A 14,691-nucleotide genomic window follows, 5' to 3' on the forward strand; every position below is an offset into this window, starting at 1 on the left:
GCGCGGTGCCGTCCTGCTGCTTCTTTCTGGTCCTAAATACCTCCGGGGGTGAGGCCGGAATGGCCGAGGGGGCAGCGCCCCCTTTACCCGGTCAGTTCAGCCGCGAAACCACATAGCCGGCCAGATCGCGCAGCATGCTGCGGATCTCGTGATCGGGCAGGGCGTCAAGTGCCGCCTTCGCCTTTGCTGCCCAGCCATTGGCGTCTTTGCGGGTGGCCTCCAGCGTGCCGTACTTTGCCATCAGTGCCAGCGCTTGCTCCAGGTCGCCGTCTTCCTGCTTGCCCTTCTCGATGGTGCGGGTCCAGAACGCGCGCTCTTCGTCTGTCGCCTGCGCCACCGCTTTGATCACCGGCAATGTCAGCTTGCGTTCGCGGAAGTCGTCACCGACATTCTTGCCGGTGGCCTTGCTGTCGCCCTGATAGTCCAAAAGGTCATCCGCGATCTGGAAGGCAATCCCCAGCGCGTCGCCATAGTCAAACAGCGCCTTCACCTGTGCCTCGGAGGCTCCGGCGATCACGCCGCCCACTTCCGTCGCCGCCGAGAACAGCGCAGCGGTCTTGCCGCGCACCACCTGCAGATAGATGTCTTCACCGGTTTTCAGGTTCGAGGCTGCCGTCATCTGCAGCACTTCGCCCTCGGCAATGGTGGCCGAAGCATTGGCCAGGATATCCAGTACCCGCAAGGAACCGGTCTCAACCATCAGCTGGAAGCTGCGGGCAAACAGGTAGTCGCCGACCAGAACCGAGCTTTTGTTGTCCCAGAGCAGGTTCGCAGTAGGCCGCCCGCGCCGTTGGGCGCTTTCATCAACCACGTCGTCATGCAGCAGGGTCGCGGTGTGGATGAATTCCACCGTGGCGGCCAGCTTCAGATGGTGATCGCCCTGATAGCCGCACATCTTTGCTGCCGCCAGAGTCAGCATCGGCCGCAGGCGCTTGCCGCCGGCCTCAACCAGATGCGCGGTCACCTCGGGGATGCGCGGCGCATGTTGCGAGGCCATCCGCTTGCGGATCAGCACATTCACTGCGTCCAGTTCCTGGCTCAGCGTGGCGGCCAGCATTTCATGCGGCTTCCTGGTCATCACTTGGTCCATCACTTTCCCGCTCGCAAGGCTCGACAAGGCCGGGGCCTTGCCCTTAGATCCAATCCTATGAAAGAGCTTTTGCGCAGCAGCGATCCGACGATCATGGCCTTTGCCTCCGCCCTTCTTGAGGGTGAGGATATAGACTGCTTTCAAATGGACGTAAATATGAGCATCCTGGAAGGCGGGATCGGAATTTTCCCGCGCCGCCTGATGGTGCGCGCGGATGACTATGACGATGCGCTGGTGGTGATGCGCGACAATGAAATCCCGCTGGGCCGATGACCGCTTTTGCGGAAGACACGCTGAGCTGCAACGGCTTTCTTGGCGGCAGGGTGCGGCTGTGGCAGCCCGTCAAGGGATACCGTGCGGGGGTGGATCCTGTGCTGCTGGCAGCGGCAGTCCCGGCAAGGCCAGGCGAGGCGGTTCTGGAACTGGGCTGCGGTGCCGGTCAGGCATTGCTGTGTCTTGCGGCGCGGGTGCCGGATCTGCAACTGGCGGGGGTTGAGCTGCAGCCGCCGTACGCGGAGCTGGCCCGGTGCAATGCTGCGGAAAACGATCAGGAGATCGAGGTGTTCGAGGCTGATTTATCGGCGTTGCCGGAGGTTCTGAAACAGCGCCAGTTCCATCACGTATTTGCCAATCCGCCTTATTACAAACCGGGCGCCCATAGTCTGGCGCGCGATGCCGGCAGGCAGGTCGCGCTGGGAGAGGGCACGCCGCTGGCAGACTGGATCAAAACCGCCGCCCGCCGTCTGGCGCCGAAAGGATACCTGCACATGATCCAGCGCGCCGACCGGCTGCCGGACATGCTGGCGGCCTGCAGCGGCGGCCTTGGCTCGGTCGAGGTGCTGCCGCTGGCCCCGCGCCAGGGACGGGGGGCCGAGCTGGTGATCTTGCGCGCGCGCAAGGGCGGCCGGGCGGATTTCCGGCTGCATGCGCCGCTGATTCTGCATGAGGGTGCCCGGCATGAGCGGGACGGAGACAGCTACCACCCGCAAATCCGGGCTGTTCTGCGCGAGGCGGCGGCCTTGCCTTGGCCGGTTTAACGGGGGTTTTCCAGCGCCGCGAATATAGGGGTCAAGCTATCCGCATTCAACTTATGCGGACTGTTGTCCGGCGGGTTTCTGCCATAATGCGCTTTTACCTGCGGCAAAATGCGCGGCGCATGGCCGATACGAAAATTTCATGACAAAAATACTGCGGCTGCGGCGTGACAGACGTAAAAACTTGTGGTCCACTCTTTGGTGTCAAACACATCTAGCTCAACGAAGGAGGGTTGCCATGAGCCTTAGCTCGCATCTGACCGAACTTAAGAAGAAGCACGAGCATCTGAGCATGGAAGTGGAACAGGCCCAGCGATCGCCCAGTACCGACGGTCTGGAAATCGCATCAATGAAAAAGCAAAAGCTCAAGCTGAAAGAAGAGATTGAGCGTCTGACGACTGAACTGGTCTGAAGAGTTTCCGCCGGAACGCATCCCGGCACTGCACATCGGAGGGTCTGCCCGGCGCGGCGGCCCTCTTTTTATTTGGCGGGATCAGGATTGCGGGATCAGCTTGCCGAACCGGCCCTGACCGCAATCAGCGCCCCGCCCATCAGCCGCGACAGCACCGAATAGCCGGACCAGGTCAGCGCGCACAACAGCGCCAGCCCGTAGGTGGGAAGATACTGCGCCTCAAACCCGCCGCTGCCCGCAATGATGGTCGCCGCCCCGGCAAAACCTAAGCCAGCGCCGATGGTGAAGCACAGCGCATTCAGCAGCAAGGGCGGGACGGGCGCGGTTCCGACGGTCAGCAACACTAGAAGCGACCACAATAAAACAGCGATGAAGCCGATGGCGGTCGCACGGGATTTGGTCATGGCGGCGGGATGTCCTCAACCGGGATGATGTCAAAAGCCTCCGAGACGTAGGCGGTTTTTTCAATCTCGGTAACAAACCAGTCGCGGAACGCCGCGATCGGCGGCCGCGTTTCGGTGCCGGGCGCGCAAAGAAACCGGAAATGCGCCTTGGTCTCAATTGCGGTCTTGAACGGCGCCACCAGCCGGCCGGCATGCAGATCGGTGACCGCCATGCCGCGCCTGCCCAGAGCCACGCCGGCCCCCGTGACAGCGGCGTCGATTGCATGGTCGGCTTGCGAGAAATGCGAGCCATGGGTCGGTTTGAAGTCGATGCCTTGGGTGCGGAACCAGGCCGGCCAATCGCAGGGCGGGTCCAGAAAATCGATGGATTCGTCAAAGATCAGCGGCGCCTCCATCAGGCTTTCCGGCGTGGTATAGCGCTCGGCCAGCTCCGGCGACATCACTGGCGTAACCCATTCCGGCGGCACTCGCAGCACATAGTAACCCTCATCCGGGCCATAGCCGAACCGGATTGCCACATCGACGTCATCGCGGACAAAATCCAGCATCCGCAACGTGGCCGAAAACCGCAGGTCGATCTCGGGATGAGCACGGGCAAATTCATACAGCCGCGGCGCCAGCCATTTTGCCGTCAGCCCCGGCCCGGCGGTCACTGTCAGCGTGGTGTTGTCCTGCAGGCGGCGCACGGTGCGCCAGGCAGCGGTCAGCGCCTCGAACCCTTCCGCCGCTCCGGGGGCCAGTGTCTTTCCCGCCTCAGTCAGCTCTACCGCGCGGTTCAGGCGGCGGAACAGGGGCTGGCCCAGATGCTCTTCCAGTGATTTGATCTGAAACGACAGCGCCGCAGGGGTCACATTCAGCTCCTCCGCCGCCTTGGCAAAGGACATGTGACGGGCCGCGGCATCAAAAGCGCGCAGGGCGGTGAGGGGGGGCAGACGGTCAGACATCTCACACAAGTACAGCTTAACTGAACCTGTGCAAAGTCTCGTTTGTGTGTTTGACGGAACGTCTTCATATTGGGTGCAGGTAAAGGATACTGATCCGAAAAGGAGGCCGAAGATGCTGGAATACTCTGCTGATGCCGCCGTGAAGTCTGCCATGGCCCGTGCCCATGCCGAGCGCGGACAGGTGCTGAAAAATGCGCTGAAACTGGCCTGGACCCGGCTGTTTGGCGCACGGTCTGTGCCAGCCCTCCGCCCCAAGATTTCCCGCTGGGCCTGAGCGCGCTCTGTTTCGAGAAAAGGCACTTACGGGATAGGAAAAGGGCCGGTCCAAATGGACCGGCCCTTACCGTTTCTTCTGATGTGAAAGATCAGACGAAGAACTGCGCGCCGTTGGCGGAGATGGTCGAGCCGTTGATGAAGCCCGAGTCGTCAGACGCCAGGAAGGCGACGCAGCGGGCAATCTCTTCCGGCTCGCCCAGACGGCCGGCAGGGATCTGGCCAATGATCGACTCGCGTACCTTTTCCGGCACCGCCATCACCATTTCGGTCGCGATATAGCCGGGGCAGATGGCGTTGGCGGTGATGCCTGCACGCGCACCTTCCTGGGCCAGTGATTTCACGATGCCCAGATCGCCCGCCTTGGTCGCGGCATAGTTCACCTGGGCGAACTGGCCCTTCTGGCCGTTGATCGAGGAGATCACGACAACGCGGCCGAACTTACGCTCGCGCATGCCGGGCCAGACCGGATGAACGGTGTTGAAAACGCCGGTCAGGTTGGTGTCGATCACTTCCTGCCACTGCTGCGGCGTCATCTTGTGGAAAGGCGCGTCGCGGGTGATGCCGGCATTGGCGACCACGATGTCGATCGGACCCAAATCCGCTTCGACCTTGGCAATGCCGGCGGCGCTGTCTTCGTAGTTGCCAACATTCCACTTATAGGTCTTGATGCCGGTTTCGTCGGTGAATTTTGCCGCGGCTTCGTCATTGCCGGCATAAGTGGCGGCGACATTGCAGCCCTGCGCCTTCAGCGCTTGGGAAATTGCTGCGCCGATGCCGCGGGAGCCGCCGGTGACGAGTGCAGTACGTGCCATTCAAGAATCCTCCAGTATTAGTCTCTTGGTAATCTTGCTACAGTTTTCATTTTGCGGGCGCAACAATATTGCGTGGTGATTTTTCTGCGGTGCCGCGAGAAAATTGTCGCACCCACAGTATATACTTGTTTTGTAAAAGAAAAAGGACGCCGCAGGGGCGTCCTTCACTTTTTGCGGTTTTGTGCCGGTTACGGGCGTTCAACGCACAAGGCAACGCCCATGCCGCCGCCGATGCACAGGGTGGCCAGGCCTTTTTTGGCACCGCGGCGTTTCATTTCGAACAGCAGCGTGTTCAGCACCCGGCAGCCCGAGGCGCCGATCGGGTGGCCGATGGCAATGGCGCCGCCGTTCACGTTCACAATCGACGGATCCCAGCCCATGTCCTTGTTCACGGCACAGGCCTGCGCGGCAAAGGCCTCGTTGGCTTCGACCAGATCCAGGTCGCCAACCGACCAGCCGGCCTTTTCCAGCGCCTTGCGCGAGGCATAGATCGGGCCAACGCCCATGATCGACGGGTCCAGGCCGGCCGTGGCATAAGACGCGATGCGGGCCAGCGGCTCGATGCCGCGCTTTTCGGCTTCATCGGCGCTCATCAGCAGGGTGGCGGCGGCGCCGTCGTTCAGGCCCGAGGCATTGGCAGCGGTGACAGACCCGTCCTTGGCAAAGGCCGGACGCAGTTTCTGCATCGCTTCCATGGTGGCGCCGTGACGGATGTATTCGTCCTGGTCCACAACAATGTCGCCCTTGCGGTGCTTGACGGTGAAGGCGGCGATCTCATCGGCGAATTTGCCGGCTTTCTGCGCCGCTTCCGCCTTGTTCTGCGAAGCCACGGCAAACTCGTCCTGCATCTCGCGGGAGATCTGCCACTGCTCGGCCACGTTCTCGGCGGTCTGGCCCATGTGGTAGCCGTTGAAAGCGTCCCACAGACCGTCGCGGATCATGGTGTCGATATATTTCATATCGCCCATCTTCTGGCCGGCGCGCAGATGTGCTGCATGGGGGCTGAGGGTCATGTTCTCCTGGCCGCCGGCGGCGACGATCGAGGCATCGCCCAGCATGATGTGCTGTGCGCCCAGTGCCACGGCGCGCAGGCCCGAACCGCACACCTGGTTAAGGCCCCAGGCGGCGCTTTCCTGCGGCAGACCGGCGTTGATATGTGCCTGACGGGCCGGGTTCTGGCCCTGTGCGGCGGTCAGAACCTGGCCAAGGATGGTTTCCGAGACTTCGGATTTGTCCACGCCGGCCCGCTCCACCACAGCTTCAAGCACGGCTGCGCCCAGATCGTGGGCAGGGGTGTTGGCGAACGAGCCGCCAAAGGAGCCGACGGCGGTGCGCGCGGCGGATGCAATTACAACATTGGTCATTGATTTCTGGTCCTCTGCCATCAGTTCAGGTCTTCCGGGGATCTTTGCGCGCGGGATGCGAAATCGGGCGCGCAACAATCTTTCCCGTATCCTCCGGGTGCCGACATAATCTATTGCTGCATGTGCAGCAATTGACAGGGTGTCTCAGGGGGGGCCGCAGAGTCAACCGCCAGAAACGCCTCGCGGCACAGGATTCCCGTCAGCCGGAGGAGAACCTTCCGCAAAGCAGCGAAACAACACGCAAACTGCGTCAGCACCCTGGTCTTTGATTGCGCTGGAATAGCAGGGCTGGCAGGTCAGGGACTCTGATGTGAATACGATAGAGGCAGCGCACGGAAACCTTGCCCTTCTCAGGACGCTTTTGCGGCGCCTCGGTCGGGTTGGGGCTGGGCCGGGCAAGCAGCTTTCCTGCCCTCAACTGCGTCCTGAACATCCTCGCACCGTGAATGGGGGCCATGTGAACCTGCTGATCAGGGAGGTTTCCGCGACCGTCCGCGGTGTCAGCTCCCCTGGCGTGCTCAGCTTGCCTCCCGGCGCTGCTTCATGTCTTCAATCCAGGGCGGCGAGACGGAAGGCGCGCCAAACAGGTAACCTTGCAGGCAATCGACGCCGTTTTCGACCAGGAATTCCGCATCCTCCTGGCTTTCCACCGATTCCGCGACGGTGAACATGTCAAATTGCTTGGCAATGCCGACCAGAGCGCGGACAACGGACTGGTTGTCATGGCTGGTGTGAATACCGCGCACGAATTGGCCGTCGATCTTGACCGCATCAAAGAAGAACTGGCGGAAATGGCCGATCGCGGTGGTGCTGGCGCCGAAATTGTCCAGCGCAAAGGCAATCCCGTGCTGTTGCATCCGCCCCATGAAATCCGTCACCAGTTCCGGTGCCGCCATCGCCGAAGCCTCGGATATCTCCAGCACCAGCCGCTCGCCCAGTGTTGCGTCGCGTTTCAGGAACCGGTCCAACACGTTTACCCAGCGCTGATAGCCGATGGAGCGGGCCGACATGTTCACAGACAGGCGGATCCGCGGGTATTTATCCAGCGCCCGCAATCCATGCTGCAGGGCAAGGCAGTCCATCTCGCGGCCGATTTCCTTTTCTTCGACCACATGCATGAATTCCCGGGCGGGAATCACCCGGCCAGTCGGATCCAGCACCCGGATGTACCCCTCGTAAAACGCCACCCCATGCGGTGCCATTGCCTGCATGACGGGCTGATAGGCCAGCACGGTCTGATTGTGGCGCACCGCATCTGCAACCATGTCCAGGGTGGAGCGGTCGCGGCCGGTCACCGCTGCATTCAGCGGGTTTTCAGAGCCTTCGGGTAATTCTGCATTGGCGTTGAGTTTGGTCATGTGCTGCTGGGGCCCTGTTCCGGCAAAGGTGTGGCACAGTATGGTGCTCCCGGCAGTTTCACGCAAAAGGGTTGAAGCGGAATTAAAGTTCGAATTTGAATGATCTGCCTGATGCCGCCGCGGTAGGCTTAGCCGTCAAAGCCGGGGGTGCCTGCATCTTCGGGGTGGCGGGCGAGGTGGTCTGCCTTGATCCCTGCTGAGGTGCTGCGGCTGCCATCGTGGCTGTAACCCGGCGGTGCAAAAGCATAGAGAAACCGTTGTTTCCAGTTGAGGCCGGGCTGGGCTATGTCTTTGAAAATGCCCGCCCATTCATGAAAGGCGACGCGCAGCGGATTGAAAGTGGCGATGTTGTGGACCAGGCCGAAATCGGGGCGGTCGTGATCCTGCTCGGGCACAAAAGTGCCGAAAATCCTGTCCCAGATGATGAAAACGCCGGCATAGTTGCAATCCAGATAGCGGGCATTGCGGCCGTGATGGGCGCGGTGGTGGCTGGGGGTGTTCATCACCGCCTCGAACCAGCGCGGCAGGCGGTTTACTGTCTCGGTATGAATCCAGAACTGGTAGATCAGGTTCAACCCGCCGCAAAACAGCACCAGCGCGGGATGGAACCCCAGCAGCACCATCGGCGCCTTTACCACCATCATGAAGGTGAAGGTCCCGGTCCAGGTCTGCCGCAGGGCGGTTGTCAGGTTGTAGTGCTGGCTGGAGTGATGATTCACGTGGGACGCCCAGACCCAGCGGATCCTGTGGCCGAAGCGGTGCACCCAGTAATAGCGCAGATCGTCCAGCACAAAACATACCAGCACTGCCCAAAGGGACGTGCCCATGTCCAGCGGCGTGATCCGCCACAGCAGCATCAGAAAACCCCAGGCGGCAAAGCCCAGCAGCAGCCCTTCGGCGACGCTGCCCGCGCCCATGATCAGCGAGGTGACCGCATCGCGCGTCTCATATCGCCCGCCGCGCCGTTTCAAGGCGATCCACAACAGTTCGGCCAGAATGGCGGCGATGAAGAACGGCACTGCCAGCTGGGTGGCATCGGGGTAAGAGATTGTTCCGGTCATACGGCCTCCTGAGCGGCGGCGGCGATCATCGCCTGCCAGTGGGCGCGCTCGGTGCCCGTCAGTGCCAAAGACAGGGCCGGGGCGCTGAAGTCTTTGAAGTCAAAGCGCAAACCGGCCGGGCTTGGGGACACGGCGGCAGCGTGCAGATGCCGGGCCACGGTGTCAGCGCCAAAAGCCCAGACCAGGCCCGGGCCGCTTTGGGCCGCAATCAGCGCGGCATGGCCGCCTGCCGCGGGCAGCACATCGCGGATGCTGTCGCCGGGGCAATGCCGCAGCCAGGCTTTGCGCGCAGTTTCCGTGGTCAGCACAGCGCGTTCAGACCGTCCCGACAGATGCAGGATTACGGCAATTGCGGATATCCCGCCCGCAACCAGGGCCAGCAGCAGTTCAAGCGGCATTTTGTCCTCCCGCAGGGCAGACTGGCGGGAGGGCAGGCACCTGTCAAAGGTGGCGTGGGGTCAAGCGGATCCTGTCCCGCCTGCAGGGAAGGGCGGGTAAACCGCGCGCCGGCGCTTCTGGATTAAACCGTGGCAGCCGTGCGCTGCGGCTTTGCCAGAACCTGCATCTGCACCACTTGTTCAACAAAAGGCACCAGCCCTTCGGGTCCTGAAGACCGGTCCTTCAAATGGATGCAGACGTCCGGGCGCAGCGCCGCAATGATGCCGATGAGGTCGCCGCGGATCTGGTCGTCCAGGCCCGCGCCCATGATCACGCATTCGATACGCGGTTCGGTTTCCAGCTGGCGCACCACCTCGGGCTGGTCATGCGCGCCCAGCCAGTGGATCGGCAGATGGTCCAGCTCCTCAGCCACATTGCCAATCACATGCGGCAGCTTGCCGATCAGTAACACAACAGGTTTCATTTTACTCTCCACCCTACATACAGGCGCCGTTTCGGGACGTCCCTCAAGGAGGAAGTAGCGCAAAATCCTGCCGGGTCAGGGGGCGGCTACGGCTGGGTTATATGGATAACACGGCAATTGTCGCGTTTTTGTTCAATAACATTCTGAACAAAGAACGCTGTGTTATCCCGTGCTGTATTTGAGACGCCCTGCCGACAGAATTTCAGGGCACCAGCGGTTGCCTCGATTTCCGTATCTCGGTTCCAAACATGGCCCGTGTCGCCGTTCTCTGTCATCGCAAAGGCGCCGTATTTCCCTTTGACTTGCCTTTGTTGGTATTTCCGGAAGGCGATGTTTCCGTGCTGGCTTAGGGTTGTGCCGTCGTCGGCCGCTGGCTTCTTTGGGGTGATCGTTGCATGGAGTTTGCACTGCGACGGCTGTTGTGATTTCAACCGGCAAGACTTTCTTGCATAGTAAACTGCAAGCTCAAGGCTTGTAGTTTCTGCAATGCTGCCTACTAGATCCTCCTCGAGGTTGACAAACATCGCAGCATAGAAATCAGCGTGTTTTTTGAAGGAGGAGAATTTCTTCTTGGCATCCCCTTTTAAGCGGAAAGAAGAGTGAACCGTCACCTTGGAACGATATCCCTCGAGCAGGACTTCTTCTGCTTGAAGGGAAGCCGTGTTTGTAAATAGCACAGTTGCAATCGCCGCGATGCCTGCAATGAATCTAGTCAAAGTAGTCTCCTGGAGCCGGTAGTCCGGCCCCAAGCTACTCATTTGACTGTCAATCGCAAGCTACTCTGACGCGATCATCGCCTTCACGATCTCCTTGGCGCTGTCCGAGTTCCACTCGGCATCACCCAGCAGCCGCGCCACTTCCTTGCCGTCGCGGTCCAGAAGCACCGTGATCGGGAGTCCGATCACCGCCATCTCGCGCGCCAGTGCCTGTTTCGGGTCCTGGTGGCGGGGCAGGTTGCTGATGCCGTTCTCGTCAAAGAACTTCTGGATGCCCGCGGGAGAGTTGCGCCCGGTGGCAATGGTCAGTACTTCGAAATCCTCGCCGCCGAATTCCTCCTGCAGCTCGGCCAGCTGCGGCATTTCCTTGCGGCAGGGGGCGCACCAGGTGGCCCAGAAGTTCAATAGCACCACCTTGCCCTGGTAATCCTCCAGGCTGGCTGTGCCGGCACCGTTGGCCAGTTCAAATGCGGCGGCGGATACATCCCGCGGCTCGGAATGCACGACTAGGCGGCGGAGGCTGTCTTCACGCAAGCCCTCCAGTTGCGCCTGATCCGCGGCAACCGCGGCATTTGCACCCAAGGCGAGGGCCATATAAAGGGAAAGCTGACGAAACAGACGCATATTATCTCCGGGGTTCCACACCATGACAGATCAATCCTCGAACCAGATGTGGGGCGGCCGCTTTGCCGCAGGTCCCGACGCGATCATGGAGGCGATCAATGCCTCGATCGGGTTCGACAAGCGGATGGCAGCACAGGACATCGCAGGCTCAAGGGCCCATGCGGCAATGTTGGCCGCAGCAGGCGTTATTACGGATAATGATGCTGAGGCCATTCGGGAAGGGCTGCTCACCGTTTTGTCAGAGATCGAGGGCGGAACTTTTCAGTTTTCAACCGCACTTGAAGACATCCACATGAACGTGGAGGCGCGGCTGAAGGAAATCATCGGTGAGCCTGCAGGCCGTCTGCACACGGGCCGCTCGCGCAATGACCAGGTGGCAACCGATTTCAAACTTTGGGTGCGGGACCAGCTGGATGCGGCGGAATCGGGTCTGCTGGCGCTGATCCGGGCGCTTCTGTCGCAGGCTGAGGCGGGCGCTGACTGGGTGATGCCGGGCTTCACGCATCTGCAGACTGCGCAGCCCGTCACCTGGGGCCACCATATGATGGCCTATGTGGAAATGTTCGGCCGTGACCTGTCCCGCGTGCGTGACGCCCGCGCACGGATGAACGAATCGCCTCTGGGTGCGGCGGCGCTGGCAGGCACGTCTTTCCCGATCGACCGCGACATGACAGCAGAGGCGCTGGGCTTTGACCGCCCGGCAGCCAACTCGCTGGATGCGGTCAGCGACCGCGATTTTGCGCTGGAATTCCTGTCTGTTGCCTCGATCAGCGCTGTGCATCTCAGCCGCTTTGCCGAGGAGCTGGTGATCTGGTCCTCGGCCCAGTTCCGGTTCGTGACCCTGTCGGATCGCTTCTCCACCGGCTCGTCGATCATGCCGCAAAAGAAGAACCCGGATGCTGCTGAGCTGATCCGCGCCAAGGTGGGCCGCATTTTCGGTGCCAATACCGCGCTGATGATGGTGATGAAGGGGCTGCCCTTGGCCTATTCCAAGGACATGCAGGAAGATAAGGAACAGGTCTTTGATGCTGCCGACAACTGGATGCTGGCGCTGGCGGCGATGGAAGGCATGGTAAAAGACATGACCGGCAACCGCGAAAGTCTGGCGGCGGCGGCCGGCTCCGGCTTCTCCACTGCCACCGATCTGGCCGACTGGATGGTGCGGGTGCTGAAGGTGCCGTTCCGCGACGCCCATCATGTGACCGGCACGCTGGTTGCGATGGCCGAAAGCCGCGGCTGCGACCTGCCGGACCTTTCGCTTGCAGACATGCAGGGTGTCCATGCAGAGATCACCCAAGATATCTTCACTGTGCTTGGCGTTGAGAATTCGGTAAACTCGCGCATGTCTTATGGCGGCACCGCGCCGGCGCAAGTGCGTGCGCAGATCGCCCGCTGGACAGAGATGCTGGCAAGCTGAGGCCGAGAGGCGCGGCCCGCGGCAAGGAGGCAGATAATGCGCAACATAATCTTTGCATTGCTTGGTCTGGCGGTTCTGGCCGCCTGCGGTGTCGATGGCGAACCGGTCCAGCCGACACTGAACGCCGGTGTCGGCGTCGGGGACAGTGGTGTCCACGTGGGCGGCGCGGTCGGGCTGCACAAGGGGCCGGTCAGTGTTTTCCTGGGGTTCTAGCAGCCCGCGCACTTGACGCGGTGCCCGTGACACACCACCTCTGAACCGTCCCTGCCGGCCGCTGGGACGGTTTTCATTTGGGGATTTTGTGATGAAAGCTGCAGTTGTATTTCTGTGCCTGATTGGGCTTGCAGCCTGCGATACAGGACCGCAGGCATCTAAACCGCTGCAAAAGCAAGAACCCGCAGCGACCGGGGTGTCGGTTTCCGGATATGGCCGGGTCGGGGTTTCTCATACGTTTTAAGCGCAAGCCTTATTGCCGTTTGGCCCTTTGGTCCGTCCGGTTGCTGTTTTCTGCTGTCCGTTCTGCAATAAATTGCTGAGCTTCAGCAGTAAGGAATGGCGCCGCCGCCATGGAGGCGGGACGGGAGGTTCCGCCCGCACGCTGAACTTTGTCTCTGCGTGCCCTTGCCAAAGGGCCCGGTTCCAATGTGCCGTGGGTGTCAGGCCCATCGGTGACCGCGATCAGAAGGCATGATGGCATCCGCCGTTTGAAATCACGTTAGGACGGGGTGCGCCGGCCGCGCAACGCCGCGAATGCTGCGTTTGCCGCAGCCGTTTCGCAGTGAGTATTTCGGGAAAGATGAAGGCTGGCTTTCGGTGTTTTCATCTTTCCGCAAATACTCAATTCCCGGCGCACGTGCGGAATGAACCGCCTGCAGGTTATGACGCAGCCCGCCGCGCGCCAGCGCGGCGCCAGGCCCAACGGGCGCGGGCGCATCTTTGATGCGTCTGCGGCGGGCGGGAGGGCCGCTTTGTGTCTGCCAGGGCGCGCGGAGCGGAATCATTTGATCCATCTGCCCCTTTTGCCCTAAACGCGGAGCCATGGATCATTTTCTCTACCGCGACGGCGCGCTTTTCGCCGAAGACGTTCCCATCTCCGAGATCGCCGCGGCGGTGGGCACTCCGTTCTATGTCTATTCCACCGCAACTCTGCTGCGCCACTTCCGCCTGTTTGACGAGGCGCTGGAGGGCACTGAGCACTTGGTCTGCTATGCGATGAAGGCCGCCAGCAATCAGGCGATCCTTAAAACTTTGGCCGGGGCCGGGGCGGGCATGGATGTGGTCAGCCAGGGCGAATACCTGCGGGCCAAGGCCGCAGGGGTTCCGGGGGACAGGATTGTTTTTTCCGGCGTCGGCAAGACGGCAGAGGAAATCCGGGTGGCCCTGACCGGCGACATCCGCCAGTTCAACGTCGAATCTGAGCCGGAAATGGAAGTGATCAGTGCCGTGGCGCTGGAGCTGGGCCTTGTTGCCCCCATCACCATCCGGGTCAACCCGGATGTGGACGCCAAGACCCATGCCAAAATCGCCACCGGCAAATCCGAGAATAAATTCGGCATCCCGATTGCCCGGGCGCGGGACGTCTATGCCCGCGCCGCTGCCTTGCCAGGGTTGGATGTGGTCGGGATTGACGTTCACATCGGTTCGCAGCTGACCGATCTGGAACCGTTCCGGCTTGCCTATCAAAAGGTGGCGGAGCTAACGCAGATCCTGCGCAGCGAAGGCCACAACATCCGCCGCCTTGATCTGGGCGGCGGTCTTGGCATTCCCTATGAGCGCTCCAATTCCGCGCCGCCCTTGCCGGTGGAATACGGCCGGATGGTCAAGGAGACGCTGGGCCATCTGGGCTGCGAAATCGAGATTGAGCCGGGGCGGCTGATTGCCGGCAACGCGGGCCAGCTGGTGTCCAAGGTGATCTATGTGAAATCGGGCGAAGGCCGTGATTTCCTGATCCTGGATGCTGCGATGAACGACCTGATCCGCCCGGCGATGTATGAGGCGCATCACGATATCGTGCCGGTGCAGGAGGCTGCGCCAGGTGCCGAGAGCCAGCCATATGACATTGTCGGGCCTGTTTGCGAAACCGGCGATACCTTTGCCAAGCAGCGCGACCTGCCGCCCCTGGCGGCGGGCGATCTGGTTTCTTTCCGCAGTGCCGGTGCTTACGGCGCGGTGATGGCGAGCGAGTACAATTCGCGCCCGCTGATCCCCGAAGTGCTTGTGCATGGGGATCAATTTGCGGTTATTCGCCGGCGGCCGGACTATGAAGAGATGATAAACCGCGATACCATTCCGGAGTGGCTCTGACGCGATCCGGCGC

General features: G+C 61.4%; 17 protein-coding genes and 1 pseudogene. 7 read left to right on the forward strand and 11 right to left on the reverse strand.

All coding sequences use genetic code 11. The features are described from left to right. Positions 1 to 91: 91 nt before the first annotated feature. Complete coding sequence (locus tag ETW24_RS03940) at positions 92 to 1,090, reverse strand: polyprenyl synthetase family protein (protein WP_129369848.1); 999 nt, start codon at positions 1,088 to 1,090, stop codon at positions 92 to 94. A gap of 57 nt (positions 1,091 to 1,147) precedes the next feature. Between ETW24_RS03940 and ETW24_RS03945 the strand changes: the two genes are divergently transcribed. The 3 genes from ETW24_RS03945 (at position 1,148) to ETW24_RS03955 (ending at position 2,536) form a co-directional block, all read left to right on the forward strand. Continuing rightward, on the forward strand, positions 1,148 to 1,363 hold the full coding sequence (locus ETW24_RS03945) for a putative signal transducing protein (RefSeq protein ID WP_129369849.1): 216 nt from the start codon (positions 1,148 to 1,150) through the stop codon (positions 1,361 to 1,363). Further along, positions 1,360 to 2,127: a tRNA1(Val) (adenine(37)-N6)-methyltransferase gene (locus ETW24_RS03950; RefSeq protein ID WP_129369850.1), complete on the forward strand. Its 768-nt coding sequence runs from the start codon at positions 1,360 to 1,362 to the stop codon at positions 2,125 to 2,127. The genes ETW24_RS03945 and ETW24_RS03950 overlap by 4 nt, the downstream gene beginning before the upstream one ends. Before the next feature lie 235 nt (positions 2,128 to 2,362). Beyond that, on the forward strand, positions 2,363 to 2,536 hold the full coding sequence (locus ETW24_RS03955; RefSeq protein ID WP_024088941.1) for a YdcH family protein: 174 nt from the start codon (positions 2,363 to 2,365) through the stop codon (positions 2,534 to 2,536). A 128-nt stretch (positions 2,537 to 2,664) separates the two neighbouring features. On the opposite strand, the pseudogene ETW24_RS03960 reads toward ETW24_RS03955, so the two are convergent. Together ETW24_RS03960 and ETW24_RS03965 are read right to left on the reverse strand one after the other, a co-directional pair. Then, positions 2,665 to 2,940 (reverse strand): annotated as a pseudogene (locus ETW24_RS03960) (EamA family transporter); the annotation flags it as partial. Beyond that, on the reverse strand, positions 2,937 to 3,884 hold the full coding sequence (locus ETW24_RS03965) for a transcriptional regulator GcvA (RefSeq protein WP_129369851.1): 948 nt from the start codon (positions 3,882 to 3,884) through the stop codon (positions 2,937 to 2,939). The pseudogene ETW24_RS03960 and the gene ETW24_RS03965, both read right to left, overlap by 4 nt. Positions 3,885 to 3,996: 112 nt before the next feature. Here ETW24_RS03965 and ETW24_RS24155 point away from each other — a divergent pair, with 112 nt between their 5' ends. Then, positions 3,997 to 4,158, forward strand: coding sequence for a hypothetical protein (locus ETW24_RS24155; RefSeq protein WP_164982684.1), 162 nt, complete (start codon positions 3,997 to 3,999; stop codon positions 4,156 to 4,158). A gap of 91 nt (positions 4,159 to 4,249) precedes the next feature. Here ETW24_RS24155 and phbB read toward each other — a convergent pair whose 3' ends face one another. From phbB to ETW24_RS04005, 8 genes are all read right to left on the reverse strand, one after another. Beyond that, a complete protein-coding gene (gene phbB / locus ETW24_RS03970; RefSeq protein ID WP_129369852.1) occupies positions 4,250 to 4,972 on the reverse strand; it encodes an acetoacetyl-CoA reductase in 723 nt (240 codons plus the stop codon). Positions 4,973 to 5,160: 188 nt separating this feature from the next. Continuing rightward, complete coding sequence (locus ETW24_RS03975) at positions 5,161 to 6,336, reverse strand: acetyl-CoA C-acetyltransferase (protein WP_129369853.1); 1,176 nt, start codon at positions 6,334 to 6,336, stop codon at positions 5,161 to 5,163. Positions 6,337 to 6,854: 518 nt separating this feature from the next. Further along, positions 6,855 to 7,694 (reverse strand): EAL domain-containing protein, encoded by an 840-nt coding sequence (locus ETW24_RS03980; RefSeq protein WP_129369854.1) that lies wholly within the window; start codon positions 7,692 to 7,694, stop codon positions 6,855 to 6,857. Between the two features lie 128 nt (positions 7,695 to 7,822). Continuing rightward, on the reverse strand, positions 7,823 to 8,755 hold the full coding sequence (locus ETW24_RS03985) for a sterol desaturase family protein (protein WP_129369855.1): 933 nt from the start codon (positions 8,753 to 8,755) through the stop codon (positions 7,823 to 7,825). After that, positions 8,752 to 9,153, reverse strand: coding sequence for a hypothetical protein (locus ETW24_RS03990; protein WP_129369856.1), 402 nt, complete (start codon positions 9,151 to 9,153; stop codon positions 8,752 to 8,754). Before ETW24_RS03990 ends, ETW24_RS03985 begins: the two co-directional genes overlap by 4 nt. 122 nt (positions 9,154 to 9,275) lie before the next feature. Continuing rightward, positions 9,276 to 9,617, reverse strand: a complete 342-nt coding sequence (locus ETW24_RS03995; RefSeq protein WP_129369857.1) for a hypothetical protein — start codon at positions 9,615 to 9,617, stop codon at positions 9,276 to 9,278. 86 nt (positions 9,618 to 9,703) lie between these two features. After that, on the reverse strand, positions 9,704 to 10,333 hold the full coding sequence (locus ETW24_RS04000; RefSeq protein WP_129369858.1) for a hypothetical protein: 630 nt from the start codon (positions 10,331 to 10,333) through the stop codon (positions 9,704 to 9,706). Positions 10,334 to 10,393: 60 nt separating this feature from the next. Next, positions 10,394 to 10,957, reverse strand: a complete 564-nt coding sequence (locus tag ETW24_RS04005; RefSeq protein ID WP_205877351.1) for a TlpA disulfide reductase family protein — start codon at positions 10,955 to 10,957, stop codon at positions 10,394 to 10,396. A 22-nt stretch (positions 10,958 to 10,979) separates the two neighbouring features. Here ETW24_RS04005 and argH point away from each other — a divergent pair, with 22 nt between their 5' ends. From argH to lysA, 3 genes are all read left to right on the forward strand, one after another. After that, complete coding sequence (argH, locus tag ETW24_RS04010; protein WP_129369860.1) at positions 10,980 to 12,374, forward strand: argininosuccinate lyase; 1,395 nt, start codon at positions 10,980 to 10,982, stop codon at positions 12,372 to 12,374. Between the two features lie 36 nt (positions 12,375 to 12,410). Next, positions 12,411 to 12,587: a hypothetical protein gene (locus ETW24_RS24160; protein WP_164982685.1), complete on the forward strand. Its 177-nt coding sequence runs from the start codon at positions 12,411 to 12,413 to the stop codon at positions 12,585 to 12,587. Positions 12,588 to 13,412: 825 nt separating this feature from the next. Then, entirely contained in the window at positions 13,413 to 14,678 is a 1,266-nt protein-coding gene (gene lysA / locus ETW24_RS04015; RefSeq protein ID WP_129369861.1) for a diaminopimelate decarboxylase, read from the forward strand. Positions 14,679 to 14,691 lie beyond the last annotated feature (13 nt).

Source organism: Leisingera sp. NJS204 (assembly GCF_004123675.1).
In the GTDB taxonomy this organism is placed as follows: Bacteria; Pseudomonadota; Alphaproteobacteria; order Rhodobacterales; family Rhodobacteraceae; genus Leisingera.